Annotated in this window: 19 protein-coding genes; 9 read left to right on the forward strand and 10 right to left on the reverse strand. The window is 62.0% G+C overall.

The window, feature by feature from the left end:
- The first annotated feature begins 177 nt into the window (after positions 1-177).
- From NQE15_RS10090 to NQE15_RS10100, 3 genes are all read left to right on the forward strand, one after another.
- Positions 178-582, forward strand: coding sequence for a response regulator (locus NQE15_RS10090; protein ID WP_265949322.1), 405 nt, complete (start codon positions 178-180; stop codon positions 580-582).
- Positions 583-625: 43 nt separating this feature from the next.
- Positions 626-1036, forward strand: a complete 411-nt coding sequence (locus NQE15_RS10095; protein ID WP_265949325.1) for a bacteriohemerythrin — start codon at positions 626-628, stop codon at positions 1034-1036.
- A gap of 185 nt (positions 1037-1221) precedes the next feature.
- Positions 1222-3495: a cache domain-containing protein gene (locus NQE15_RS10100; protein ID WP_265949327.1), complete on the forward strand. Its 2274-nt coding sequence runs from the start codon at positions 1222-1224 to the stop codon at positions 3493-3495.
- An 86-nt stretch (positions 3496-3581) separates the two neighbouring features.
- Here the strand turns inward: NQE15_RS10100 and ycaO are convergent, their stop codons facing one another.
- Positions 3582-5312 carry a 30S ribosomal protein S12 methylthiotransferase accessory factor YcaO gene (ycaO, locus tag NQE15_RS10105; protein WP_265949330.1) on the reverse strand — a complete coding sequence of 577 codons (1731 nt, stop codon included), beginning with the start codon at positions 5310-5312 and terminating at the stop codon, positions 3582-3584.
- A gap of 273 nt (positions 5313-5585) precedes the next feature.
- Here ycaO and NQE15_RS10110 point away from each other — a divergent pair, with 273 nt between their 5' ends.
- Positions 5586-6047: a cupredoxin domain-containing protein gene (locus tag NQE15_RS10110; protein ID WP_265949334.1), complete on the forward strand. Its 462-nt coding sequence runs from the start codon at positions 5586-5588 to the stop codon at positions 6045-6047.
- Entirely contained in the window at positions 6044-6946 is a 903-nt protein-coding gene (locus tag NQE15_RS10115) for an ethylbenzene dehydrogenase-related protein (protein WP_265949335.1), read from the forward strand. The genes NQE15_RS10110 and NQE15_RS10115 overlap by 4 nt, the downstream gene beginning before the upstream one ends.
- Here NQE15_RS10115 and NQE15_RS10120 read toward each other — a convergent pair.
- Both NQE15_RS10120 and NQE15_RS10125 read right to left on the reverse strand, forming a co-directional pair.
- Positions 6933-8621 (reverse strand): diguanylate cyclase, encoded by a 1689-nt coding sequence (locus NQE15_RS10120; protein WP_265949338.1) that lies wholly within the window; start codon positions 8619-8621, stop codon positions 6933-6935. The two genes, NQE15_RS10115 and NQE15_RS10120, sit on opposite strands and share 14 nt — an antisense overlap.
- Positions 8618-10315: a diguanylate cyclase gene (locus NQE15_RS10125; protein ID WP_265949342.1), complete on the reverse strand. Its 1698-nt coding sequence runs from the start codon at positions 10313-10315 to the stop codon at positions 8618-8620. The genes NQE15_RS10120 and NQE15_RS10125 overlap by 4 nt, the downstream gene beginning before the upstream one ends.
- Before the next feature lie 248 nt (positions 10316-10563).
- On the opposite strand from NQE15_RS10125, the gene NQE15_RS10130 reads away from it, so the two are divergent.
- Entirely contained in the window at positions 10564-12660 is a 2097-nt protein-coding gene (locus tag NQE15_RS10130; protein ID WP_265949344.1) for a c-type heme family protein, read from the forward strand.
- Positions 12661-12732: 72 nt separating this feature from the next.
- Here the strand turns inward: NQE15_RS10130 and NQE15_RS10135 are convergent, their stop codons facing one another.
- Positions 12733-15054: an acetate/propionate family kinase gene (locus NQE15_RS10135; RefSeq protein ID WP_265949347.1), complete on the reverse strand. Its 2322-nt coding sequence runs from the start codon at positions 15052-15054 to the stop codon at positions 12733-12735.
- A gap of 203 nt (positions 15055-15257) precedes the next feature.
- Between NQE15_RS10135 and argC the strand changes: the two genes are divergently transcribed.
- The 3 genes from argC to NQE15_RS10150 all read left to right on the forward strand — a co-directional run bounded on the left by argC (position 15258) and on the right by NQE15_RS10150 (position 18098).
- Positions 15258-16196, forward strand: coding sequence for an N-acetyl-gamma-glutamyl-phosphate reductase (argC, locus tag NQE15_RS10140; RefSeq protein WP_265949350.1), 939 nt, complete (start codon positions 15258-15260; stop codon positions 16194-16196).
- A 112-nt stretch (positions 16197-16308) separates the two neighbouring features.
- Positions 16309-17340, forward strand: coding sequence for an IS110 family transposase (locus NQE15_RS10145; RefSeq protein ID WP_265943813.1), 1032 nt, complete (start codon positions 16309-16311; stop codon positions 17338-17340).
- A 473-nt stretch (positions 17341-17813) separates the two neighbouring features.
- Entirely contained in the window at positions 17814-18098 is a 285-nt protein-coding gene (locus NQE15_RS10150) for a CC/Se motif family (seleno)protein (protein WP_265949352.1), read from the forward strand.
- 22 nt (positions 18099-18120) lie between these two features.
- On the opposite strand, the gene btsR is transcribed toward NQE15_RS10150, so the two are convergent.
- The 6 genes from btsR to NQE15_RS10180 all read right to left on the reverse strand — a co-directional run bounded on the left by btsR (position 18121) and on the right by NQE15_RS10180 (position 24412).
- On the reverse strand, positions 18121-18834 hold the full coding sequence (gene btsR, locus NQE15_RS10155) for a two-component system response regulator BtsR (protein WP_265949354.1): 714 nt from the start codon (positions 18832-18834) through the stop codon (positions 18121-18123).
- Positions 18831-20552 (reverse strand): sensor histidine kinase, encoded by a 1722-nt coding sequence (locus NQE15_RS10160; protein WP_265949357.1) that lies wholly within the window; start codon positions 20550-20552, stop codon positions 18831-18833. The genes btsR and NQE15_RS10160 overlap by 4 nt, the downstream gene beginning before the upstream one ends.
- A gap of 18 nt (positions 20553-20570) precedes the next feature.
- Positions 20571-20930, reverse strand: coding sequence for a hypothetical protein (locus NQE15_RS10165; RefSeq protein ID WP_265949359.1), 360 nt, complete (start codon positions 20928-20930; stop codon positions 20571-20573).
- 15 nt (positions 20931-20945) lie between these two features.
- Positions 20946-21896 (reverse strand): formate/nitrite transporter family protein, encoded by a 951-nt coding sequence (locus NQE15_RS10170; protein ID WP_265949361.1) that lies wholly within the window; start codon positions 21894-21896, stop codon positions 20946-20948.
- A gap of 73 nt (positions 21897-21969) precedes the next feature.
- On the reverse strand, positions 21970-23181 hold the full coding sequence (locus NQE15_RS10175) for an acetate/propionate family kinase (protein WP_265949364.1): 1212 nt from the start codon (positions 23179-23181) through the stop codon (positions 21970-21972).
- 10 nt (positions 23182-23191) lie between these two features.
- The gene (locus tag NQE15_RS10180) at positions 23192-24412 is read right to left on the reverse strand and encodes a bifunctional enoyl-CoA hydratase/phosphate acetyltransferase (protein ID WP_323054967.1); all 1221 of its coding nucleotides are present in this window, start codon (positions 24410-24412) and stop codon (positions 23192-23194) included.
- Between the last annotated feature and the right edge of the window lie 29 nt (positions 24413-24441).

The following is a 24441-nucleotide window of genomic DNA, read 5'->3' on the forward strand; positions in this document are numbered from 1 at the left end:
TGTGCAGAGAATTGGAGTCGATCGCGGGCGGGAAGTTCGACTGATAAAATGTCGTTGAAAATATCAAATTCATCTTATATGATGAATTAAAGTAAAAATATGACATAAACTCAACAGGAAATTCTTGCCGCCTTTCGTCAGTGCTTGCCCAAAGCCGGCAGCGGAAAGGAGTCCACCGTGTTGAACCACCAAGCGAACATACACCCGATCCACCAGGCGCTGATTGTCGACGACAGCGCGCTGATGCGCATGTTGCTGGCCAGTTTGCTGAAGCAGCGCGGCTTCGCGGTGACTGAATACAACAGCGCCGAAGGCGCACTGCAACGCCTCGCGGACAGCGGAGCACCACTCGATCTGCTCATGCTGGATATCGTGATGCCCCGCATGTCGGGCATCGAGCTGTGCCACATCATTCGCCATGAACTGGGACTGATCGAACTGCCGATCGTTGCCTATACCGCGCATGACGATCCGGCTACCGTCGCTCACATGCGGATGGCCGGCTTCAACGAATTTCTTTTCAAGCCATTCAACGAGCGTGCCTTGGACGGCATTCTCGAAGAAGTCATCGTTCGTCACTGAGCAGATCGACGCCAAGCCCAATGACCGATTCGAGAGGGGAACGATGAACGACGGAGCGCACCATTTTCTTCCCGGCCCGCTGCTAATTGGCGTTGCCGAGGTCGACGCCCAGCATGACGCAATGTTCAGACAGCTGGTGGTCCTGAAAGGGCTCTGCCTGCGCGACGGTTGTCTGCCGATCGAGGAAACCGACGGCTTGCTGGCCGCCTTACAGGAACACTACGCTACCGAAGAGCGCCTGGCCGAGGAAGCTGGCCTCGATTTCGCTGCCCATGCCCAAGCCCATCGCGAAATGCTGGAGCTCGTCGGCAAGGCTTTCAGCGAGGTGGTCGAGGGCCGCGGCGATGTGTTTGGCACATTGCGTTACGTCGAGTACTGGTTCGAGCGACACATCGCGCAAGATGACATGTGCCTCGACAAATGTTCCAGCCAGCAGTTGGAAAAGCACCCATAACCCCGGCTTCGGGCTTGACGCCCGAGCACCGGGTTCGCTCGGTTTTCTGCCACCCTGTTGCAGGTAGCCAGGCATAAGCGGATACTACTTTAGTGATAGTGGGGCCGTGTTATTCGCACGGCATGATCCGCATTCCAGGGGGGCTTTTCGCATCCCCCGGCCGCTGCTTCGTGGAACAGAACATCATGTTTGCGCTACTCAATCGCCTGAGCGTCCGTAACCGGATCTGGGGCATCGTACTCATTTTCATCGGCAGCACGGTGCTGGGCGGTGCGCTTGATGTCGTGTTACTGCGCGAAACACTGCACCAGGAAAAAGAATCCGCCATCCGGCAAGTCGTGGACAGCGGCTATGGGGTGCTGGCGCATTATCTTAAGCTCGAACAGGACGGCAGCCTGAGCCGGGATGCCGCCCAGACGGCGGCGATGGCCACGATCAAGGGCATGCGCTATAACGGCGACGACTATTTCTGGCTCAACGATGACAAGACTCCGCCACGGATGATCATGCACCCGATCGTGCCGGCGTTCGACGGTCAATCCCTGGTCGAGCCGAGGTTCAACAGTGCCACCGGCCTGCGCAGCGGCACCGATGGCCCCTTTGTTGCCACTGATGGCAGGAAAAACATTTTGCAAGCCTTCGCCGAGGTGGTGGCGCAAACCGGGGATGGCTATGTCACCTACCTCTGGCCGCGGACGCTGCCGGGTGGGGCCTACAGCGAAGAGAAGTTTCCCAAGCTCTCCTATGTCAAGAAGCTGCCCGCCTGGGGCTGGATCATCGGCTCCGGCATTTACATCGATGACATCGATGCCGCAGTCAAGGCGCGGGCCGGCCAGAATCTGTTGCTGTTGCTCGGGACGAGTGCGGTGCTGCTGCTGCTGGCCAGCCTGATCGCGCGCAGCATCACCCGCCCATTGCAGACCACGATGGGTGCGATGCGCGGCATCGCCAGCGGCAAGGCCGGCTTCGAGCAACGGGTCGCGGCCGCCGGGCCCGATGAAATATCCGAACTGGCCAGCAATTTCAACGACATGCTGGACCATATCCAGGCCCGTGACCAGGCCTTGCTCAAGCATCAGGAGCGCCTCGAGGAAGAAGTGTCGAGCCGCACGGCCAGTCTGCGTGAAACGAATCTGAAGCTGGATGCCGAGTTGCGCGAGCGCAAGCTGGCAGAGCAGGCAGTCCTTGACAGCGAAGAACGCTTCCGCGGCATCGCTAGCGTCGCGCAGGATGCAATCATCATGATGGATGCGGTGGCCAACATCTCCTTCTGGAATCCGGCGGCCGAGCAAATATTCGGCTATCGCCGGGAAGAGGCGGTCGGCCGCGATCTGCATGCCCTTATCGCACCGCAGCGCTTCCACGCTGATTTTCGCCGTGGCTACTTGCACTTTGCACAGACTGGCCAAGGTTCCGCCGTGGGCAGAGCCATGGAGCTGATCGCTGTCCGTCAGGACGGCAGCGAATTTCCCATCGAATTGTCGCTATCGGCGATCTGGCTGCACGGCGCTTGGTCGAGCGTCGGCATCGTCCGCGATATCAGCGAACGCAAACGCAGCGAAAAGGAACTGCAGGAAAACCTCGAGCGCGTCCAGGGCTTGAACCAGCAGCTGGAAGCGGCCCAGAATCAGTTGCTGCAATCGGAAAAGATGGCCTCCATCGGCCAGTTGGCTGCCGGGGTCGCCCATGAGATCAATAATCCGATCGGTTTTGTCAGCTCCAATCTGGGCACTCTCGAAGAGTATGCCGACGATCTGTTGGCCATCGTCGAGGCCTACGGCAAGGCCGACCATCTGCTCGACGCTCAGCCCGAACTGCGGGCCGACATCGAATCGCTGAAGGCGCGAGCCGACCTCGCCTTCCTGAGCAAGGATCTCCACTGTCTGCTCAGGGAATCGCACGACGGTATCGAGCGGGTGAAAAAAATCGTCCAGGACCTCAAGGATTTTTCCCGGATCGACAACATGGACTGGGCCATGGCCAACCTTGAGCAGGGACTGGACAGCACCCTGAACATCGTCTGGAACGAAATCAAATACAAGGCCGATATCGTCAAGGAATACGGTGGCATCCCGCTGGTCGAATGTCTCGGGTCACAAATGAACCAGGTATTCATGAACCTGCTGGTCAATGCGGCCCAGGCAATCGACGGGCACGGCACGATTACCATCCGTACCGGGGTGGCCGACGAGCGGGTCTGGATCGAGATTGCGGATACCGGCAAGGGCATTCCGCTGGAGGTTCAAAAACGCATCTTTGACCCGTTCTTCACCACCAAGCCGGTCGGCCAGGGGACCGGGCTCGGCCTCTCGCTGGCCTACAGCATTGTCCAGAAGCACCATGGCACGCTCGAGGTGGCGAGCGAACCCGGCCGGGGCAGCAGCTTCCGCCTGGAAATCCCGCGCCGGCAGCCGGCTCGCCAGGAGGCTGTGGCGCAGGCCGAATCAGTTCCCGCCTAGTGCCACAACGGTAGAGGTCGGCACCAGCCTCACTTCCGGCGACCGGGGAACGGGGCGCACCGCCCCCGCTTGATGCCGGCCCGTTGTCAGGCGGCGAGCCGATGGGCCTTGTCGTATTCCTTCAATAACTGCTGGTGCAGCTCGCAGCCATCGAGGTCCAGGCCCGGCGACTTGAGGCCGAAGAAGCGCACCTCGCCGTCGATCAGGTCGGTCGCCAGATCCAGGGTTTCGTCGCCATAGAGGCCGACCAGGGCTGCTTCGTAGGTGTCCGGGTTTTCCATTGCGAGCAGGGCTTCGATGCAGCGGTAGGTGCGGCGGCGGCTGGCATCGAGCTGTTCGAACTGGCGTACCCATTCGCAGCCTTCGCGGACGGCCTCCATCTCGCCGGCAGCCAGGGCGAGCATGGTCTTCAGTTCGCCGACGCGCAGGTCGACCCACAGCGAGCCGGGGTCAGGTGCCAGGCCGATCAGGGCGGCGACCGGGCGTTCGTCGGCGATGTTCAGTTCGTTCAGTACGTCGAGCAGCTGGCTGCACTGGTCATCGTCGAGCTCTGCCAGGTTGAGGATGGCCGGGCGGACGATGGCGCCGTTGCTGTTGTTTTCCCATTCGAGGTCGTCGATCGGGTAGATCTCCGACATGCCGGGAACCAGGATGCGGCAGGCGTAGACGCCAAGATGCTCGAAATCGGCGACGTAGATGTCGTGACCGTTGGCGTGGATACGCTCGCACAGCCAGGCGTAGTCGTCGGCGGTGCTGCCGTTTTCCAGATCATTGAAATTCCAGTCGCTGAATTCGAAGTCCGGCGTATCGCCGAGGAACTCCCAGCTGATGATGCCGCTGGAGTCCACAAAATGGATTTCGATATTCGGGGCGCTGGCAATTTCGTCGAGATCGAAACCGGGGGGCGGGAAACCACCCAGCGCTTCGAGCGCCCGGCCCTGGAGCAATTCGGTCAAGGCCCGTTCGAGCGCGATCTCGAAGCGCGGGTGGGCGCCGAAACTGGCGAACACGCCCTGGTCGTGCGGATTGAGCATGGTCACGCACATCACCGGGTATTGCCCGCCGAGCGAAGCATCCTTGACCAGGATGCCGAAGCCGGCGGCGCGCAGCCCGGCAATGCCGGCGGCGATGCCGGGGTAACGGGCAATCACGTCTTCCGGCACGTCGGGCAGGCAAAGGCCTTCGGCGATCACCTTGAACTTGACGTGGCGTTCGAGAATTTCCGACAGCGCCTGGGCGCGTGCCTCGAGCCGGGTGTTGCCAGCCGACATGCCATTGCTGACATAGAGGTTGCTGATGATATTGACCGGGAAGAAAACCTCGGCCGTATCGCGCAGACGAAGGTAGGGGATGGCGCAAATGCCGCGCTCGAAATTGCCCGAATTCATGTCGATCAGCGTTTCCGCCGGAATGCTGCCTTCCGGGTTGTAGAAAGCCTGCAGTTCCGGGGTCAGCAATTCGGCCGGCCAGGCGGCATCGGTCAGCGCAAACCAGCGTTCGCGCGGGTAATGTGCCGACGGACGGTTGGCGACCTGCTCGCCGAGGAAATAGTGGTTCCAGAAATAGTTGCAGGACAGGCGCTCGAAAAACTCGCCGAGTGCGCTGGCATGGGCTGCCAGCTTGGTGGCCCCCTTGCCGTTGGTGAACATCAGGTGGCAGGCGCGGTTGCGGAGATGCACCGACCACACGCTATCGACCGGGTTGAGCCAGGAGCATTCCTCGACATCGAAGCCAAGAGCGGCAAGTTTGGCCTGCATCGAGGTGATGGAGTATTCGAGGGAGGCATCTTTGCCCGGAATGAAGTGTTCGTTTTGCATCGGGCTGTCCTGCCAAATAGGTGAGGGCGCAGTGTACGCCATGGTGGCAAAAAGACTGGGCAATCGCTTGAACCTTATTGCAAGGAACAAGCCTGATGATTTCTCGACGACGGGAATTGTTCTCGCTATTGAGATTGGAATTCGCTGAGCCAGTTTGAACCGAGTGGATGACTGGTGGTGTCTACGACATACGCGAAGCCGGAGCGACTTCGTGCGAACGGTACGGTTTTTGCGTGCAGCACGGTCAGTTTGCGATATTCGAGGAGTAAGAACATGCAGGGAAAGAGCTTGCTTTGGGTGGGGATGTTGGCCGCAGCATTGGCCCCGTCGGTGTCAAGTGCCGAATACGCGGTGGCGGAGCCCGATAAAATCGTCAAGAGTGCCAACTGGGAGGCGACGCAGACGGTTACCGTCATTGTCGACGAGCATGGCTATGCGCCCGAGGATCTGAAATTTGTCGCCGGCCAGCCATACAAGCTGGAACTGAAGAACCCGAGCGACAAGGATCACTACTTCACGGCTCCGGAATTTTTCCGCAATGTCGCCTGGCGCAAGGCCATGGTAAACCGGCAGGCGGAAATCAAGGCACCCTATTTCACCGCCGTGGAAATCCTCAAGAAGGGCGGCCAGATCGATCTCTATTTCGTCCCGGTCAACAAAGGAAGCTACCCCGTCTATTGCACCATAGACGACCACCGTGAAAAGGGCATGGAAGGCACGATTGCCATCGAATGATGCTATTCGCCAGAAACTTTGTCGCCAGCGCCTGCCTGCTTCTCGCGGTATCCGGCCAGGCGGCCGACCCTCCGCTGGTGACGATGGCCAGCCTGCCCGAGGTGCCGGTGGTGGACGGCAACCTGAGCGAGTGGGGAGCAAGCGGTTGGCACAAGGTTCATGTCAAGCCGGCCGTGGAGCCGGGGGAGCGTGCCGCCCTCGGTCTTGACGGCGAGGACCGCAACGTCACCGGCAAGATGACGGTGCTGCTCAAGGCCACCGTCGCCCAAGGCCGCATTTTCCTTGCCCTGCGTTGGCCCGACGATGCGTCGGATACCGATTACAAGGGCTGGCAATGGGCTGGTGCCAAGTATGTCGAGGGCAAACAACGTGACGACATGCTGGCGGTCCGTTTCCACAAGCAGGGCGATTTCGACCGCAGCATGCTTGCCGGCAAAAGCTATGGCGTGGACGTCTGGTTGTGGTCGGCGGCACGGACCAACCCGGCCGGCCTGGCCGAAGACTGGCTGCACCTCGTTTCCAGCAAGCCGATCGAAGATGCCGCCGAATACGAGGTCAAGGGGACGGGCATCGTCTATATCAAGAAGAATCGGGATGCTGGTAGCCCCATCTATCGCAACTTGCGTCCCCCCAAGGAAAAGGGGGCTGACCGCCTGCCGTCCTTCGAGGTCGTGGACAAGGCCTCCGGCAGCGTGGCCGATGTCTCGGCCAAGGGAACTTGGCGCGCCGGCGAGTGGCGCCTGGAGATGTCGCGCCGACTCGATACCGGTAATTCCGATGACGTGGTTTTCGAACCTGGCCGCCGCCTACTGGGACAAATTGCCGTTTTCAACCGGGGCTCCAACGAGCACAAGAGCGTCTCGGAACCCCTGTTGTTCGATTTTTCTACGCCTCGCTAGCAGCCGGCGACGCCACCTCGAGGCGGTTACGGCCGCCCTCCTTGGCGCGATAGAGTGCGGCGTCGGCCGCTTCGAGTAGTGCTTCCGGCCCGCTCACCGCAAGTTTCGGATAGCAGGCGGCGCCCAGGCTGATTGTGACCTTCAAACCATCTACCGTCATCGCCTCGATGCGCAGGCGCAGACGCTCGCCGACGCTGATCGCGCCCTGTTCGTCGGCTTCCGGCAGGATGACGACGAACTCCTCGCCGCCATAACGACAGGGAATGTCGTACTGGCGCATCGATGCATGCATGGCCCGCCCCATGGCCTGGAGTACCCGGTCGCCCTGGTCGTGGCCATAGGTGTCGTTGAAACGCTTGAAATGGTCTACGTCGAACAGCAGCACCGACAAAGGCGTCCCGTAGCGGCTGGCGCGGGCGAATTCGGCAACCAGCCTTTCGTCGAGATGGCGACGGTTGAAGACGCCGGTCAGGGCATCGGTGATGGAGATATGCCGCAATTCATCCAGCAAGCGTCGCTCTTCAGTCACATCACGGATTTGGGCGGCCGCCCCGATCGGCTGGCCGCCTTCATCGTCGATCTCGGCGGCGGTGACCAGAAGGCTGCGCCCCCGACACCGCACGACCTCGCTGTGCCCTTCCGTACCCTGGCCGACAATCAGGCGCTCCATCAATGCGGGATCGTCGAACAGCATGCGGAAGCCGTCGCTGCGGATACGTTCTGCGGACTTGCCCAGAAGCTCCTCGGCGGCCGGGTTGACGAGGACGACGATACCCCCGGCGTCGGTCACGACAATCGCTTCCTGGGCGCTGCGGATGACGGTAGCGAGTTTGTCCTTCTCCCGACTCATCAACTCGTAGCCCTTCTGCAGTTGCGCCGTCATGCTGTTGAAGCTCTCCGCCATATGGCGTATCTCGCGGCCGCCGCGCAAGGGAACGCGCTGGTCGAGTTCGCCGGCCGAAATCCGGGTCATCGCCTTGGTCAGGGCCTCAATCGGCCGCACCACGGAACGACCGAGCATATAGCCGATAACCAGGGTGGTGAGAATGAGGGAGAGGCCAATCAGCGCGATCGAGTGAATACGGCTGCGCAGGACCTCTGCTTCGATCCCTGCCAGCGAGGAGGTGATGCGGATAATGCCCTGCACGGCATGCTCGTTCCCGTGGCAGCGCTGGCACGCGGGCTTGATCATGACCGGATCGAGGAAGACCTGCAGCCGTTGGCCGTGTTCACCGGACGTTTCGAAGTAGGTCTCAAGACCGGTATTCTTCGCTGCGACCAATCGAGGGTCGTCACTTGCCATCACTTGGACAGGCTCGGCGCTGGTTCGTGGCTGAAACATCTCTCCGCCCAAGCGTGCATTGACTGAAGCAATCGTCGCATCGTCACGAAAGGCTTCACTGCCGTCACGACGCAGGATGACAAACTCCATCACCCCGGGTATCGATTTTAGGCGGTTGGCGTATTCCTGCATGATTTCAGCATGGTTCTCAAGCATGATCGACTCGATGCCGCTGACTACCGACGAGGTCATCGTGTGCAGGGAACGTTTGTATTCCTGAAGAATCATCCGCTCCTGATGGCTGGTATAGAAGTAGGCAATGCTGCTAAAGACGGCGAGCAGCACCAGGCCGACGGCCAGCAGGATTTTGTGACGCAGGCGGCTCGTATTCATGATTTAAGCATCTCTGCAGTTGCCGCCGTGACGCGGTTGCGACCATTCTCCTTGGAGCGATAAAGCGCGCCATCGGCCGCCTCGACGAGCCTTTCAGAACTCTCTGACGGAAGCTCGGGAAAGGTGGCAGTTCCCAGACTGATGGTCACCTTGAGCCCGTCCACAACCATATCCTCGACGGTCCGGCGCAGCCTTTCGGCGACAACGCCAACGCCTTCGCCGGGAGTATTGGGCAGGATGGCCAGGAATTCCTCGCCGCCGTAGCGGCAGGCTACATCGTGTTGGCGCAGGCTGTTGCGCATGCACAGGGCCACTGCCTTCAGCACCCGGTCTCCCTGATCGTGGCCATGCGTGTCGTTGAATTTCTTGAAGTGGTCAATATCGATCATGATGATGGACAGGGGCGGGTTGCCGGCGCGTGCCGTGCGGTCGAATTCCCGACTCAGGGTGGCGTCCAGGTGGCGCCGGTTATACAGACCGGTCAGGGCATCGGTTGTGGACAGCCGGCGCAGTTCCTGCTCAAGACGCTGTTCGGCCGTGATGTCGCGGAGCAGCACCGCTGCGCCCGCCGGACGTCCATCATCAGCTTGCAGTGTGGCGGCAAATACCTGGAAGGTGTGGCCCCGGTATACGGCGGTTGGTATCTCTCCCGTGCCGCCGCCTGCCAGCCAACGGCCCATGGTCGCAGGGTCGTCGAGGAGTTGTTCGAGCCCGCCGGCGACGATCTGCTCGGACGTCTTGCCGACGAGTTTTTCCATCGCCGGATTGACGAGCGCAACACGCCCCTCAGCATCCGCCACCGCAATGCCCTCGCTGGCGCCAAGAATGATCGTCGTCAGCTTGTCGTGCTCGCGCTTCAAGCCGCTATAGGCGGACTTCACACCTGCCGTCATGAGATTGAAGCTGTCAGCCATACGGCCCAACTCGTCGCGGCTGTCTACGGTGACATGATGTTCCAGATCGCCTTGGCGGACCCGACTCATCGCCCGGGTCACGGTCTCGATGGGTGCCACCACCGCCCGGCCCATCAGGTAACCGCTGAGCAGCATGGTGACCATCAGCGATGCGGCGAGCAGCAGCAAAGTTTTCTGCCGAACCAGCAGGATTTCTTTCTCGACTTCGGCCAGGGAGGTTTCCAGCAACAGCACGCCACGCATGGGATGGGTCTTGCCGTGGCACTTGTAGCAGCCGTCCTGGTTCTTGATCGGGGCGAGGAAGGTCAGCGTCTGGTTTCCTGCCGGGTCCGGCCGGTAAACCGACACTGCCTTGCCTTCCGCCAGCACCTTCTGCAGATTCGCATCGTCGGCCGGCAGAATGCGCACTGCTGTTTCCTGTTCATGCGGCGGAAAGACTTCCTCTCCGCGCCGGCGGTTTACTTCATCGATGGTCTGGTTGTCGAGAAAGGCTTCCTCGCCACTTCGTCGCAGGACACGAAGTTCCGAGATGTCAGGAACCTCCTTCAGGTGCTTGGCGAAAGCCTGGGCCATGTCGGCCGAACCGGCGAGCATGACGGATTGCAGACCCTGGAGGACACTTTCCGTAAGTTTTTCCATGGCCCGTTCGTTCTGCTCGCGTACTGCAGCCTCCTGATTCTGGGTATAGATCGCTGCCGTGACGACTAGGCCGGCAGTTACGGAAAGGCCGACCACGATCATGATGAGGTAGCGAACGCGCAGGTGCTTCAGGATGGTCATGGCCAGGGGCTCTCAAGCCTCGTTATGGGCGAATTGGGGCAGAGAATTAAGCAATATTCAAACCATAGAGTGGCGTACCGACCAAACGTTCGAAATATTGGTCCGAGGTTGCGGCGATCAACTCGGGGGCGCTGGACGAAAAGACTCTCCGGAATCGTGGTGGCGGACATCTTTGTATGGTTCAATTCGCTTGAGAGACGAAGTCAATGGTGAAGCAGGGGGCGGCCACCATTTAGGGGAGAGGGGCCATGAAACTCCGCACAAAAATATGGTTGGTGCTGGGCATCGTGGTGGTGCTTGTCATGACCATTGACCTCACCGTGCGCTACCAGAGAATCGGCAGGGAACAACTCCAAGAGCAGATCGCCGACGTCCGCACCATTCGCGGCATGTTGATGTCGATGCGGCGGGTCTATCACAAGCAGTTCATCGACAGCGGCCTGCCGGTGAATAGCCAGACCGTCGGTTTCCTGCCGGCGCATGCCCTGGGGCGTATTTCCAAGGACTTCCCGAACTGGAACGACAGCGGTATCTCGTTCAACAACGTCTCGGACCGGCCGCGCAATCCCGACAACCAGGCCGACCGCTTCGAACTCGATGCGATGGCGTGGTTTCGCGCCAATGCCAAGGAAGAGGAGCGTTTTCAGGCGATTAAGGACGATAACGGCGTCAGCTGGATGCATTTCACGGCACCGATCTGGATCGAGCCCTACTGCCTGAAATGTCATGGCGACGAAATCGATGCACCGGAAAGCATCCGCCAGACCTACCCGAATGCCTACGGCTACAAGCTGGGCGACCTGCGCGGTGTGATGAGCATCAAGTTGCCGCTGGCACGCTTCGATGAAATGCGCTGGGAGCGCTGGTTCAACCGCCTGGGCTGGAGTCTGTTCAGCTACGCGCTGATATTTCTGGCCCTGGGTTTGCTGATGGATCGCCTGGTACTGCGCCGGTTGGCCAAGATACGGGCGGGTACGCGGCAACTGGCGGCCGGCGACACGACGGCCCGGGTGGCCCTGGACGGCGACGACGAATTGACGGAACTGGCCCGCAGCTTCAACCATATGGCCGACCAGGTCATGGACCGTACCCTGGCGCTGACCGTGCAGCAGGAACAGTTGGCCCGTCATCGCGACCAGCTCGAGGAACAGGTGCAGACGCGCACGGCCGCACTGGCCAAGGCCAAGGAGGCGGCCGAAACCGCCAATATCGCGAAGAGCGTCTTCCTGGCCAACATGAGCCACGAGATCCGGACGCCGCTCAATGCGATCACCGGCATGGTGCATCTGATTCAACGCGCCGGGGTGCCGCCGGAACAGGTCGAGCGCCTCGACAAGATCAACGCTGCCGGCGAGCATCTGCTGGGCATCATCAACGCCATCCTCGATCTCTCGAAAATCGAGGCCGGCAAGTTCGTGCTCGAAGAAACCGGAGTCAGCGTCGGCGGCATTCTCGGCAACGTCGTCTCGATGCTGCACGACCGGGCGGAGGCCAAGCATCTGCAATTGAAGGCCGAAATTAACGGGGTGCCATCGCGTCTCCTCGGCGACCCGACCCGCTTGCAACAGGCCTTGCTCAACTATGCGATCAATGCCCTCAAATTCACCGACCAAGGTGGCGTCATCCTGCGGGCAAGCCTGCTCGAGCAGGATGAGAACTCGGTCCTGCTGCGCTTCGAGGTTGAAGATACCGGCATCGGCGTCGCCGCTGAAACCCTGAACCGGCTCTTTGCCGCCTTCGAGCAGGCTGACAATTCGACCACCCGCAATTATGGCGGGACGGGGCTCGGCCTCGCCATCACCCGGAAATTTGCCGAGCAGATGGGCGGCGAGGCCGGTGCGAGCAGTACGCTCGGCGTCGGCAGTACCTTCTGGTTTACCGCCCGCCTGAACAAGGACAAAGCTGCGGCCGGCGGCGACGAACCGGTGGCACCCGGCGGCGCCGAGCTCGTTCTGAAGCGTGACTACGCCGCTTGTCGCGTGCTGTTGGCCGAGGATGAGCCGGTCAATCGCGAGATTTCGATCCTCCTGCTGGGTGATGTCGGACTAGTCGTCGATGTCGCCGAAGATGGGATCGAAGCTGTCGAACTGGCTCGCCGCAACGTCTATGACCTGGTCCTGATGGACATGCAGATGCCGCGCTTGGATGGTCTGGACGCGACTCGGCAGATTCGCCAGCTGCCCGGCTGGGGCGAGATACCGATTCTGGCGATGACGGCAAATGTGTTTGCCGAAGACAAGGCGCGTTGCCTGGATTCCGGCATGAACGACTTCATCCCCAAGCCGGTCGAGCCGGAGACCTTGTTTGCGACCATGTTGAAGTGGCTCAGCCGGTCCCGGCACTAGCCAAGACGCAATGAAAAAGGGTGACCGGCATGCCGGTCACCCTTCGCTTGATTGTGCCCTGCAGGGCGCGTATCAGTGCCGGCTCTGGATTTCCTCGATGTAACCGAGCATGCCGGTGCGGATGTTGCCGGCGTTGCCTTCGTCGGTGTCGATGTGCATGGCCAGGCGGAAGGCCGGGTTCACGCGCACGACGACGTCGCCGAAGATCAGCTCGCGCTCGCCTTCGACCCGGACGCGGACGACGTAGTTGTCGCGGACGCGGAAGCGCAGGGCATCTTCCGGTGCCATGTGGATGTGGCGCTGGGCGCAGACCACGCCGCGCTCGATGGTCGTGCTGCCATAGGGGCCTTCGAGCGTGATGCCGGGCGTGCCGGCGAGGTCGCCGGACTGGCGGATCGGCGGCTGGATGCCGAGCTTGAACTGCTCTGTCATCGCGATCTCGACCTGGGTTTCCTTGCGCGTCGGGCCGAGGACGCGGACCTTGGCGATGCGTCCCTTGGGGCCGACCAGGTGCACCTGTTCCTCGCAGGCGAACTGGCCCGGCTGCGACAGTTCGTGCATCGGGGTCAGCTGATGGCCGGGGCCGAACAGGGCCTCGACTTCGGCCTGTGCCAGGTGCACGTGGTGGGCTGAGATTTCGACCGGAATGGCCGGGGTTTCGGCGGCCTTGGCCTCGAGCAGCAGCTGGTTGCGCTCGATGGCGCGCAGTGCTTCCCAGGCGACCAGACGTTCGTCGTCGTTGGTGACGACGATGATGGTGACCGGCGAATCGTCAGCCGAGATCACGGCATGCGAGCCGAGCTTGCCGAGATGGCGGTTCTTTTCCTCGTCGAGCTTGATGCCCATGTAGCCCAGGCCCTGGCAGGCCAGGCTGCGCACGGTGGCGCTGGTTTCGCCGACATCGCCGGTAAAGGCCAGGACGTCGATGCCACCCATCGCCGCGACATAGGCGCCGATGTTCTTGCGCACCTGGTAACAGAAGGCCTTGTGCGCGAGCAGCGCACGGTGATCGCCCTCGGCGGCGGCGGCCTCGATGGCGTGGATGTCGCTGGAAATGCCGGAAATGCCCTTGAGGCCGCTCTCAGTGTTGATCAGGGTCGACAGTTGCTCGGGCGACATGTGGTGCTGTTCCATCAGGTGGATCATCACCGCCGGATCGATGCTGCCGGAGCGGCTGGGCATGATCAGGCCGTCGGTCGGCGTCATGCCCATGGTCGTATCGACCGAGCGGCCATGGTCGATGGCGCACAGCGAGGCGCCGATGCCGAGGTGGCAGGAGACGATTTCCAGCTCGCCGAGCGGGCGCTTGAGGACTTCGGCGGCCTTCAGCGAGACATAGCGGTGCGAGGTGCCGTGGAAACCGTAGCGGCGGATGCCGTGCTGCTTGTACAGCTCGTAGGGCAGGCCGTAGAGGTAGGCATACGGTGCCAGCGTCTGGTGGAAGGCGGTATCGAAGACAGCGACCTGCGGCACGTTCGGGAACTGCTGCAGCGCGACGCGGATGCCGGCGACGTTGACCGGGTTGTGCAGCGGCGCGAAGACGGCCAGTTCCTCGATGTCGGCGATTACCGAGGGGGTGATGACGACCGAGCTGGAGAACTTGTTGCCGCCATGCACGACGCGGTGGCCGATGGCTGTGACGTCTTCCGGATGGAAGGTGAAGGCCGGGCCGAGCAGAGCGGTGGCTTCGACAATGACCTTGAACAGTTCGTCGAGCTTGAATGGCACATGATCGACCTTCTGCTGCTGCGGGCCGACGCGGACGGTGATGTGGGCGACCGCCGTATCGGCATTGTCGATGATGCCGTGGATGTCGGCGCCGCTCTCGGCGGTATCGTAGATGCCGAAGTGGATCTGGCTGATGCCGACATTCAGGACGACGATCTTGCCCGGGGCATTGCCGGTCAGCGTCAGGGCGTAGGGGTCTTCCGACTTGGCGACGGCGCGGGCCTGGGCGGTGACGAGGTCGACCGACATCGCGCGCGTGCGGTCGGCGAGCAGGCGGGACAGGTAGCCGACCGCTTTCGGGTTGGCCAGGATATGGCTGTTGAAGACTTCCTGCGGGATCATCAGCACGAAGCAGCGGTTGCCGGCGATGACGTCGGCGACGATGCGGTCGCCGGTGAGCAGGGACATCACGCCGAAGACGTCGCCTTTTTCGAGCTGGCTGATTACGGCGCGGGTGCCGGTGTTGTCGGTCATCGAAATCTCGGCGTGGCCGCTGATCATCACGCCGATGAACTTGCCTTCGTCGCCGGTTTCGAGAATGGCCTCGTTGCCCTCGTAGGTGGCGAGGCGGGACTTGATGACGATTTCCTCGACCTTGTCGGCCGGGAAGCTCTCGAACAGGCGCACCTCTTCGAGGAAGAAGCGCTTCAGGTCAATTTCGCTCATGCGGGTTCTCGCTTAAATCAGGATTTTTATAGGCGAGAGACTACCATTATGCTGCGGTGCAGCAAAGCCCGAAAGTCAAAAGCCGAACGGATCATTTGCCGCCGTCATCTTCAGTGCCGGCCGGGCATACACGCGATTGCTCAAGGAGCGCCTTTTTCTGCCAGAATCCCACCTTTACCCATCACCCCGATTGCGGATTTGTCATGACCTACAAAGTTTTTGTCGACGGCCAGGAAGGTACGACCGGCCTGCAAATTAACGAATATCTCGCCAAGCGGGCCGATATTTCGCTATTGAAGATCGCTTCCGACAAGCGCAAGGATCTCGCCGAACGCAAGCGCCTGATCAACGAATCCGACGTCACCTTCCTCTGCCTGCCCGATGAGGCGGCGAAAGAGTCGGTGGCGCTGGTCGATAATCCGAACACTTGCATCATCGATGCTTCCACCGCGCACCGCGTCAATCCGGGCTGGGTCTTCGGCCTGCCGGAACTGGCCAAGGATCAGCGCGCCAAGATTCGCGCCGCCAAGCGCATCGCCAATCCGGGCTGCCACGCCTCGGCCTTCATCCTGGCCCTCAAGCCGCTGGTCGCCGCCGGCCTGCTGCCGGCCGATACGCAGATCGCCGCCAATTCCATCACCGGTTACTCCGGCGGCGGCAAGAAGATGATCGAGGACTACCAGAGCCCGGCCCGCATCGATGCGCCACGACCCTACGCCCTCGGCCTGGCCCACAAGCATCTGCCGGAAATGGCCGCCTATACCGGGCTGAGCGTCGCGCCCATCTTCCAGCCCATCGTCGGCCCCTTCTACAAGGGCCTGGCGGTCACGGCCTTCATCCATCCGCAGCAATTCACGCGTCCGGCGTCGCCGGCCGACGTCCAGAAGCTGCTCGCCGACTACTATGCCGGCGAACAGTTCATCCGCGTCCTGCCGGTCGATCTCGAGGCCAACACCGATGGCGGCTTCTTCAATGTCGAGGCCTGCAACGACACCAATCGCGTCGACCTCTTCGTCTTCGGCAACGCCGAGCGCATGCTGCTCGTCGCCCGCCTCGACAACCTCGGCAAAGGCGCCTCGGGCGCAGCGGTGCAGGCGATGAACGTTCATCTCGGCGTCGAGGAAAGCCTCGGCCTGGTCTGATCCAGCGGTCGCTGCCCAAGCAAAGCCCGCCGCTTGGCGGGCTTTAATGAGATGGTCAGCCCGATCCCCGCCAGCGGTAAGCTGAGCGGGGATTTTTCTTCTGGAGGCCATCATGAACATTGTGACGCTGATTGGGATTGATCTTGGGAAGCATTGCTTCCACCTACACGGTCAGGATGCATCGGGTCGCATGGTATTTCGCAAGAAACTCTCGCGAAGCCAGATGCTGACGCAACTCGTGAATGTTCCGGCCTGTCGTGTCGTTATGGAAGCGTGCGCCGGAGCGCACTGGATTGCACGGCGACTCACGGCGATGGGGCACGAGGCGAAGCTGATCTCACCGCAATTCGTGAAACCCTTCGTGCAAGGCAACAAGAACGACTTTGCCGATGCCCAAGCCATCTGCGAAGCGGCGAGTCGGCCGAACATGCGCTTCGTGAGTCCGCGCAACGAAACACAGCAGACGATCTCGGCCACCCATCGCGTGCGCGAAGCGCTAGTGCGGGATAAAACCTCCACCACCAACCAGATACACGCCTTCTTGCTGGAGTTCGGCATCAGCCTGCCCAAAGGTGCGGCGATCATCAAGCGGCTGCCGGCCCTGTTGGCGGAGCACGAAGCCGAACTGCCGCCCCGTCTGATCGCGCTCATTGAACGTCTGCGCGAGCACTTCAAGTATCTGGACGAACAAATCAAAGCTGTCGAGCGGGAATTGGCGCAACAACTGGCCGAAGACGAGCGCAGCCAGCGCCTGCTGGAAATACCCGGGGTCGGCCCCATTACTGCCAGTGTGCTGGCGGTCGAACTGGGCGATGCCCATCAGTTTGCCAATGCTCGCCAGTTCGCCGCCTCCATCGGATTGGTACCTCGTCAGTACAGCACGGGCGGCAAACCCACCTTGCTCGGCATCAGCAAGCGCGGCGACAAGAACCTGCGACGACTCCTCGTCCAGGGGGCGCGGGTGACCCTGCAGCACATCCAGACCAGAACCGATGCGCTGGGCGAATGGATCAGAGCGATGCTCTGTAGGCGACACTCGAATATCGTGGCCTGCGCCTTGGCCAACAAAATGGCGAGGATCGCCTGGGCCATCCTCGCCAAAGGAACACACTATCAACCGCGTCAGGCAGTTGCAGCTACCTGAGGCCTTGCCTCATCATTTTGTAACCCCCCTGGTTTTGCGACGGTAGATCACGGGATGAACTAAACGGCACAACGGCCTGGCAAAGAACCTGAACGTAAAAACAGCAATCACATGCTGAGGCTTTTTTGAGGTTTGCCAGGCGCGGCTCTCATCGTGGCGCGGGAAATCAACCTCCCCATTCGACGCCGGATTGATTTGCGCAAGCCCACTTTAGATCAACTCCAACCTGCCTTGCAAAAATCGGGCTGACCATAGATTTTATGCCTTGCCGACAGCCAGCGACGCCGCGCAAGCCACTCGTTCCGCTCTGGCGACCGCTGCCCCGCGGTTGCCTACCGTTGGCGCGAAGTTCGATACTGCCCGGGCGAACATTTCTAGAATCGAGCATGGAAAGGATGGAGAAACATCCGTCTCAATCGCCCGGCAGCGGGCTGGACCCATCTTGCTATCCGCATCATCAGGAGCGCACGACCATGCTTACCCTCTCCGAGGACGCCCTGGCACTCATTGCCGAGCGCCAGCAGCCGATTTTTATCGATGTTCCGGAAACCATCGAAGGCTGTTGCCTGGAAATCACCACCTGCCCGGCTGTCCGTTTTGGCACGCCGCGCACGATCGACCGCCATGCGCTGACGCGGATTCAGGGCGCCGATATTTTTGTGCCGCATTGCTTCCCGCGCACGCAGAATCTGCTGATCCGCGCCAAGAAATTCCTCGGCCGGAAGTATCTGTCTATCGACGGCTGGCGGCTGGTCTGAGCCCGGGAGATCGGCCGGGAAATCAGGGCAGGCCGAGCTTTTCCTTGAGCTCGCCGAGCAGGCGCCGGCTAACCGGGATACGGTGGTTGTTGCGGGTAATGATTTCGACCGTGCCGGCTTCGAGAAAGCTGATTTCCTTGATTTGCTCGGGGTTGACCAGGTACTGGCGGTGGCAGCGCAGGAAAGGGGTTTTTTCTTCCAGGGTGCGCAGCGTCAGTTCCGTGAAATGCTCGCTGCCATTGGCGATGGTGACATAGACCCCGCTGGCTTTCGAGGTGGCGTACTCGATGTCGTCGATCTTGATCAACAGCACCCGGTGGTGGCCGGGGCAGGGGATCTGCTTGAGCGGTGCCGCGGCATTGAATAGCGCCGGACTGGGCGTGCGGTCACGGCGCAGGCGCTTGAGCGTGACCTCCAGCCGGGCTGGATCGATCGGCTTCAGCAGGTAGTCGAAGGCATTCTGATCGAAAGCCTGCAGCGCGTACTCGTTGAAGGCGGTCAGGAACACGACGCGCGGCATTTTTTCCGGGTCGAGCATGCTGAGCATTTCCAGGCCGCTGATGCGCGGCATCTGGATGTCGAGGAAGATGACCTCGGGGGTCAGCCGGTTGATCGCGGAAATGCCCTCGATGGCGTTGGTGCACTGGCCGAGGATCTGGATGTCGGGCTCCTGGCCCAGCAAGCGGGCGATTTCCTCGCGCGCCGGCAACTCGTCGTCGATGATCAGAACATTCATGCGTGATAGCCCTCCAGGGCGGTCGATGCGTCGCTCGGCGTCAGCGGCAGTTTGAGGGTGACCCGGGTGAAGACCTCGCGCTCGCAGGCAATTTCCAGCCCGTACGCGGGGCCGTAGCGCGTGGCGATGCGGCGCCGCACCAGATGCATGCCAAGCCCGCTGCTGGTCGAGGGCTCGACATAGAGGCCGGCATTGTCCTCGACACTGAGCAGCAGCATGTTGTCCGCGGTCGTCGCCGAGATGCGGATACGTCCGACGCCGAGCAGTTGCGAGGTGCCGTGCTTGATGGCGTTTTCGACGATGGGCTGCAACGAGAAAGCCGGCATGCGGATATGGCGCAGATCGTCGGGAATGTCGAAATCGACCACCAATTGGCCGAGGAAACGGGCCTGCTCGATTTCAAGGTAGGACCTGACGTGTTCGATCTCCTCGTTCAGGCAGGCTTCCTCGCTCGGTCGCTTGAGGTTGTTGCGGAAGAAGGTCGACAGATTCAGGACCAGCTGACAGGCCCGCTCCGGGTCGCGGCGAATGACGGCCGACAAGGTGTTGAGCGCATTGAATAGGAAATGCGGATTGACCTGGGCATGCAGCAGTTTGATTTCCGACTGCGCAAGCAGTTCGCGTTGTTGCATGTAGCGCCCGGCCAGAATCTGGTTGGAGAGGAGGCGGGCGATGCCTTCGCCGAGTGCCCGGTTGATGGTCGAGAAAAGCCGGGTCCGTGGCTCATAGAGCTTGATGGTGCCGATGACGCGGCCCTCTTCGCCGACCAGCGGAATGATCAGCGACGCCGCCAGCGGGCATTTCGGGCTGATCGAGCAGCGGTAGGCGATTTCGTTGCCGTCCGCGTAGACGACTTCGTTGTTGGCGATCGCCTTCTGGGTCAGCAGTGAATTGATCGGCGTGCCCGGCAGGTGGTGATCGCTGCCGATGCCGATGAAAGCCAGCAGGTTTTCGGTATCGGTGATGGCGACGGCACCGACGCCGGTTTCTTCATAAACGATGCGGGCAACCTGCGTACTGGTGTCGATGTTGAAGCCGGAACGCAACAGCCCCTCGACGCGCGCGGCAATGCCCAGGGCCTTGGTTGAAAAGACGCTCGACTGGCGTTCGTAGAGCTGGCGACGGTCGAGGAGGATGCGCATGAACAGCCCGGCGCCCAGCGAGTTGGCGACCAGCATGGGAACCGCGATCTGCTCGACGAGATGCCGGCCGGCCGCCGCCGGCTGGACCATCAGCAGCAGCACCAGCATTTGCACCACTTCCGCACACAGCGTGACGAGGGCGACGGGGAGCGAATCGAACAGGGTGCCGAAACGCCCGCGTTGCATCATGTAAAGGTGAAAGAAGCCACCGATCAGACCTTCGGCGACGGTCGATACCATGCATGCCAGGGCCGACGAACCGCCCAGCGAATAGCGGTGCAGGCCGCCGGTGAAGCCAACGGCCAGGCCGACCCACGGTCCGCCGAGCACCCCGCCGAGCACGGCGCCGATGGCGCGGGTGTTGGCGATCGAATCATCGATCTTGAGACCGAGATAGGTGCCCATGATGCAGAACAGAGAAAACACGACGTAGCAGGTCACCCGGTGCGGCAGGCGGATGGTGACGTGCATCAACGGAATGAAGATCCGTGTCCGGCTGAGTAGATAGGCGATGACCAGATAGACGCAGGTCTGCTGCAACAGGGTCAGGGTCAGTTCGATTGAGTCGAGAATCATTTTCACATTCTAAGCGCGCTACCCGGCCGCGTGCAGCGAAGCGCCGGCGACGGGGCGGATCGCGGCCGGCCCGCCAAGCATGGCAGCGACGAAGGCCCGGGTGGCCGGTTCAAGTGTCAGTTCGCCGCCCGCCGCCGTCGACTGGCGCAGCAATTTCACCAGGACCAGGCCGAGGCCGAGAAGGTCCGCGATCGTCGATTCCTGCAGGCGGCTCTCCTTGCCGGTGCCGGCGCGCGCAAACAATTGCCGGATCGCCGCACTGTCGTCGGCCTTTATTCCGAGAAATCCGAGGCGCCGCACGAACTCGCATTCGATGGAGCGCGCCTCGCGGCCGGGGTTTCTCAGGAATCCAGCTGTCGGGAACTGCGTTGTCGTCACCGGCTTGCTCCTTGCTCAGTTGCCCCTGCGCCGACCCTCGAGGGCGATGCCGCTGCGGAAAATCAACCAATAGACCGCCCCGACCAGCAGGGCGCCGCCCACCCAGTTGCCGAGCGTCACGGCCGCCAGATTGACCGCGAACTGTTCGAGCGGAATCTCCGGCGGCGTTCCCCCGTGGCTGGCGAGATCGGCCCAGAACGAGGCCGGCGCCCACCACTTGATGAACAGGCCGTAGGGAATGAAATACATGTTGGCCACGCAGTGCTCGAAACCGGCCGCGACAAACGCCGCAATCGGAAAGAACATAGCCAGAATCTTGTCGGTGATGCTGCGCGCCGCCATCGCCACCCAGGCGGCCAGACAGACCAGCACATTGCACAGGATGCCGAGAAAGAAGGCCTTGTCCGGCGCCAGCGTGCTTTTTGCGGTGGCGAGATAAAGCGCGGCGGACCCCACCTCGCCATGGCCGAAACTGTACTGGCCGGAGAGAAAGGCCAGGGCGGCAACCCCCAGGGCGCCGACGAAATTGCCGAGCCAGACAATCGTCCACACCCGCAGCATGCGCCCGGTCTTGAGGCGGCCGCTGGCCCAGGCCATGACCATCAGGGCATCGCTGGTAAAGAGCTGGGCGCCGGCGATGACGACCAGCATCAGGCCGAGCGAAAAAGCGCCGCCCATGAGCAGGCGCATCACCCCGTAGGGCAGGTGCCCGCTGGCCCCGGAAATGGTTACCGTGGCAAACAGCCCGCCGAGGGCGACGAAGGCGCCGCCGAGCACGGCCAGCCCGAAGAGCGCCCCGGGACCGAGCTTGGCTTTCTTGACCCCGATATCCTCCGCCGCCTGCGCTACGGCATCGGGCAAAAGGGGGTCGAGCGAGACACTGGCGGGCGTCTCGTTATAAGCGGCAATTTTCAGCAGGTTGTCGTGTTCGGCCGTGAAACGGCCGCCGTCTATTTTCTTGAGCATTCAATGCGCTCCCGTGGGCAGGCCGAAGGGCTTAAGCCATCCGGGCGCCAAAGTCATCCGCCGCCAGAAACACTCAGGCATGGCCCGGCTTATGTCCAAGTACCTGGATCGTGTGCCGGGCGATCATCATCTCTTCGTTGGTCGGCACGACGAAGACCGGCACCCTGGCGTCGGCCGCCGAGATGTCGTAGGCCTTGCGGGCATTGGCATCCGGGGCCACCCCAACACCCAGCCAGTCGAGCCGCTCGGCGATCAGGGCGCGGATTTCCGGCGAGTTTTCGCCGATGCCGGCGGTGAATACCAGGGCATCCAAGCCGCCCATCGAGGCCGCCATCGCCGCCACTTCCTTGGCGACGCGGAAGCAGAACAGTTCCACCGCCTTCTGAGCTGCCGGATCTGCGGATTCCTGCAGGACCTTCATGTCGTTCGAGATGCCGGAGACGCCCAGCAGCCCGGATTGCCGGTAGAGCAGGTCTTCCAGTTCCTCCAGCCCCATCTGCTTCTCGCGCATCAGGTAGAGGATGACGCCCGGATCGATGCTGCCGCTGCGGGTGCCCATCGGCACGCCATTGAGCACCGAGAAGCCCATCGAGGTATCCATGCTCCGCCCGCCCTTGACCGCGCACAGGCTGGAGCCGTTGCCGAGGTGGCAGATGACGACGCGCCCCTCGGCCAGATCGGGCCGACTGGCCAGCAGATGGCTGGTGACGTACTCATAGGACAGGCCATGGAAGCCGTAGCTGCAAACACCCGCGTCGGTCAGCGCCTGCGGCAGGCCGTAGTTGCGGGCGACCGGGGGCTGGCTGCTGTGGAAGGCGGTATCGAAACAGGCGACCTGCGCCAGGTCCGGGAAATTCCTGGCGAGGATGCGCATCGGTGCGACATTGTGCGGCTGATGCAACGGCGCCAGCGGCACCAGGCTGTCGAGTTCGTCGAGCAGATCGGGGCTGACGCGCATCGGCTGGCCGAGGCTGAGCCCGCCATGCACGACGCGATGGCCGACGGCGACGATGTCGTCATCGACCAGCGTCGTATTGATCCAGTTCAGGACGTACTGGAGCAGCGTGTCGCGGCAGGCGGAATCCTTGTCGTCCCAGGTGTGTTCGCCCAGGGGGCGGCGGTCGGCCGCCTTGGCCTCGAAGCGGGCGATGCTGCCGATGCCGGAAATCTGCCCCGAGAGCAGGGTCTCCAGATCGCCATCCGACGGGCGTGGGCGGAAGGCCGAGAATTTCAGGCTCGACGACCCGGCATTGAGGACCAGGTAAGCCGGTTGTTTGGACGTCATGATCGGTTCCTCAGCAAGCGGCGCGTGCTTGGCGCGCGTCACGGTTGGCGGCGGCGAGCAGGGCGGCGACGGCGCAGGAGGCCAGGCGGGAGCGCAGGTTGTCGGCGCGGCTGGTGAGGATGATCGGCACCTTGGCGCCGAGCACGATCCCCGCTGCATCGGCATTGGCGAGGAAGGAAAGCTGCTTGGCCAGCATGTTGCCGGACTCGAGATCGGGCACCAGCAGGATGTCGGCGACGCCGGCGACCGGCGAGCTTATGCCCTTGGTGCGGGCGGCTTCGGCCGAGATCGCGTTGTCGAAGGCGAGCGGGCCGTCGAGCACGCCGCCGGTGATCTGGCCGCGATCGGCCATCTTGCAGAGCACGGCCGCTTCGAGCGTCGATGGAATCTTCAGGTTGATGTTCTCGACGGCCGAGAGAATCGCCACGTTCGGCTTCGCCACGCCCAGCACCCGGGCCAGGTTGATGGCGTTCTGGACGATATGGACCTTGTCTTCCAGGGTCGGTGCGATGTTGATGGCGGCATCGGTGATCAGCAGCGGACGCGGATAGGTCGGCACGTTCATCAGGAAGACATGGCTGATCCGCGACGGGGTGCGCAGGCAGTTTTCCTTGCGGACGACGGCGCCCATCAGTTCGTCGGTATGCAGCGAACCTTTCATCAGCGCTTCGACTTCACCATCTCTGGCCATCGTGGCGGCGGCTTGCGCCGCATCGGGGGCGAGTTCGATATCGATCAGGCGGTAGCGGCCGATGTCGAGATTGAAAGTCATCGCAATCTCCCTGATCAGCGCGCCCGGGCCGACCAGCACGGGGTCGATCAAGCCGGCTTCGGCGGCTTCGACGGCGCCGCGCAGCGAACTCTCGTTGCAGGGATAAACCACCGCCGTCGGCACCGGCGCCAGATCGTCGCACTTGTGCAGCAAGGCATCGTGCTGTTCGTGATGGATCAGTTGCACTTCGGGCAGTTCGAGCGAATCGCGATGCACGCGCTGGGTCGGCGCCACTACCTCGGCGGTGCCGGTGACGATGACCTCGCCGTGCTGGTTAACGCAGAGGCAGTCGAGGATCACGACATGGCTTTCAGGGCGCTTCTCGACGACCGTGACGGTGGCGGTGACGATATCGCCGAGACCGACGGTGTGCTGGAAAACCAGGTCCTGGCCGAGATAGACGGTCCCCGAACCCGGCAGCTTGGAGCCGAGGACACCGGAGACCAGCGCCCCGACCACATGCCGTGGGCAATGATCTTGTGGTGGCA

This window comes from Dechloromonas sp. A34, assembly GCF_026261605.1.
GTDB lineage: Bacteria > Pseudomonadota > Gammaproteobacteria > Burkholderiales > Rhodocyclaceae > Azonexus.

Bases quoted from the DNA above. Each gene is read 5' to 3' on its own strand.
- NQE15_RS10095 (WP_265949325.1), top strand. From the start codon at position 626: ATGAACGACGGAGCGCACCATTTTCTTCCCGGCCCGCTGCTAATTGGC.
- NQE15_RS10100 (WP_265949327.1), top strand. From the start codon at position 1,222: ATGTTTGCGCTACTCAATCGCCTGAGCGTCCGTAACCGGATCTGGGGC.
- ycaO (WP_265949330.1), bottom strand. From the start codon at position 5,312: ATGCAAAACGAACACTTCATTCCGGGCAAAGATGCCTCCCTCGAATAC.
- NQE15_RS10110 (WP_265949334.1), top strand. From the start codon at position 5,586: ATGCAGGGAAAGAGCTTGCTTTGGGTGGGGATGTTGGCCGCAGCATTG.
- NQE15_RS10115 (WP_265949335.1), top strand. From the start codon at position 6,044: ATGATGCTATTCGCCAGAAACTTTGTCGCCAGCGCCTGCCTGCTTCTC.
- NQE15_RS10120 (WP_265949338.1), bottom strand. From the start codon at position 8,621: ATGAATACGAGCCGCCTGCGTCACAAAATCCTGCTGGCCGTCGGCCTG.
- NQE15_RS10125 (WP_265949342.1), bottom strand. From the start codon at position 10,315: ATGACCATCCTGAAGCACCTGCGCGTTCGCTACCTCATCATGATCGTG.
- NQE15_RS10130 (WP_265949344.1), top strand. From the start codon at position 10,564: ATGAAACTCCGCACAAAAATATGGTTGGTGCTGGGCATCGTGGTGGTG.
- NQE15_RS10135 (WP_265949347.1), bottom strand. From the start codon at position 15,054: ATGAGCGAAATTGACCTGAAGCGCTTCTTCCTCGAAGAGGTGCGCCTG.
- argC (WP_265949350.1), top strand. From the start codon at position 15,258: ATGACCTACAAAGTTTTTGTCGACGGCCAGGAAGGTACGACCGGCCTG.
- NQE15_RS10145 (WP_265943813.1), top strand. From the start codon at position 16,309: ATGAACATTGTGACGCTGATTGGGATTGATCTTGGGAAGCATTGCTTC.
- NQE15_RS10150 (WP_265949352.1), top strand. From the start codon at position 17,814: ATGCTTACCCTCTCCGAGGACGCCCTGGCACTCATTGCCGAGCGCCAG.
- btsR (WP_265949354.1), bottom strand. From the start codon at position 18,834: ATGAATGTTCTGATCATCGACGACGAGTTGCCGGCGCGCGAGGAAATC.
- NQE15_RS10160 (WP_265949357.1), bottom strand. From the start codon at position 20,552: ATGATTCTCGACTCAATCGAACTGACCCTGACCCTGTTGCAGCAGACC.
- NQE15_RS10170 (WP_265949361.1), bottom strand. From the start codon at position 21,896: ATGCTCAAGAAAATAGACGGCGGCCGTTTCACGGCCGAACACGACAAC.
- NQE15_RS10175 (WP_265949364.1), bottom strand. From the start codon at position 23,181: ATGACGTCCAAACAACCGGCTTACCTGGTCCTCAATGCCGGGTCGTCG.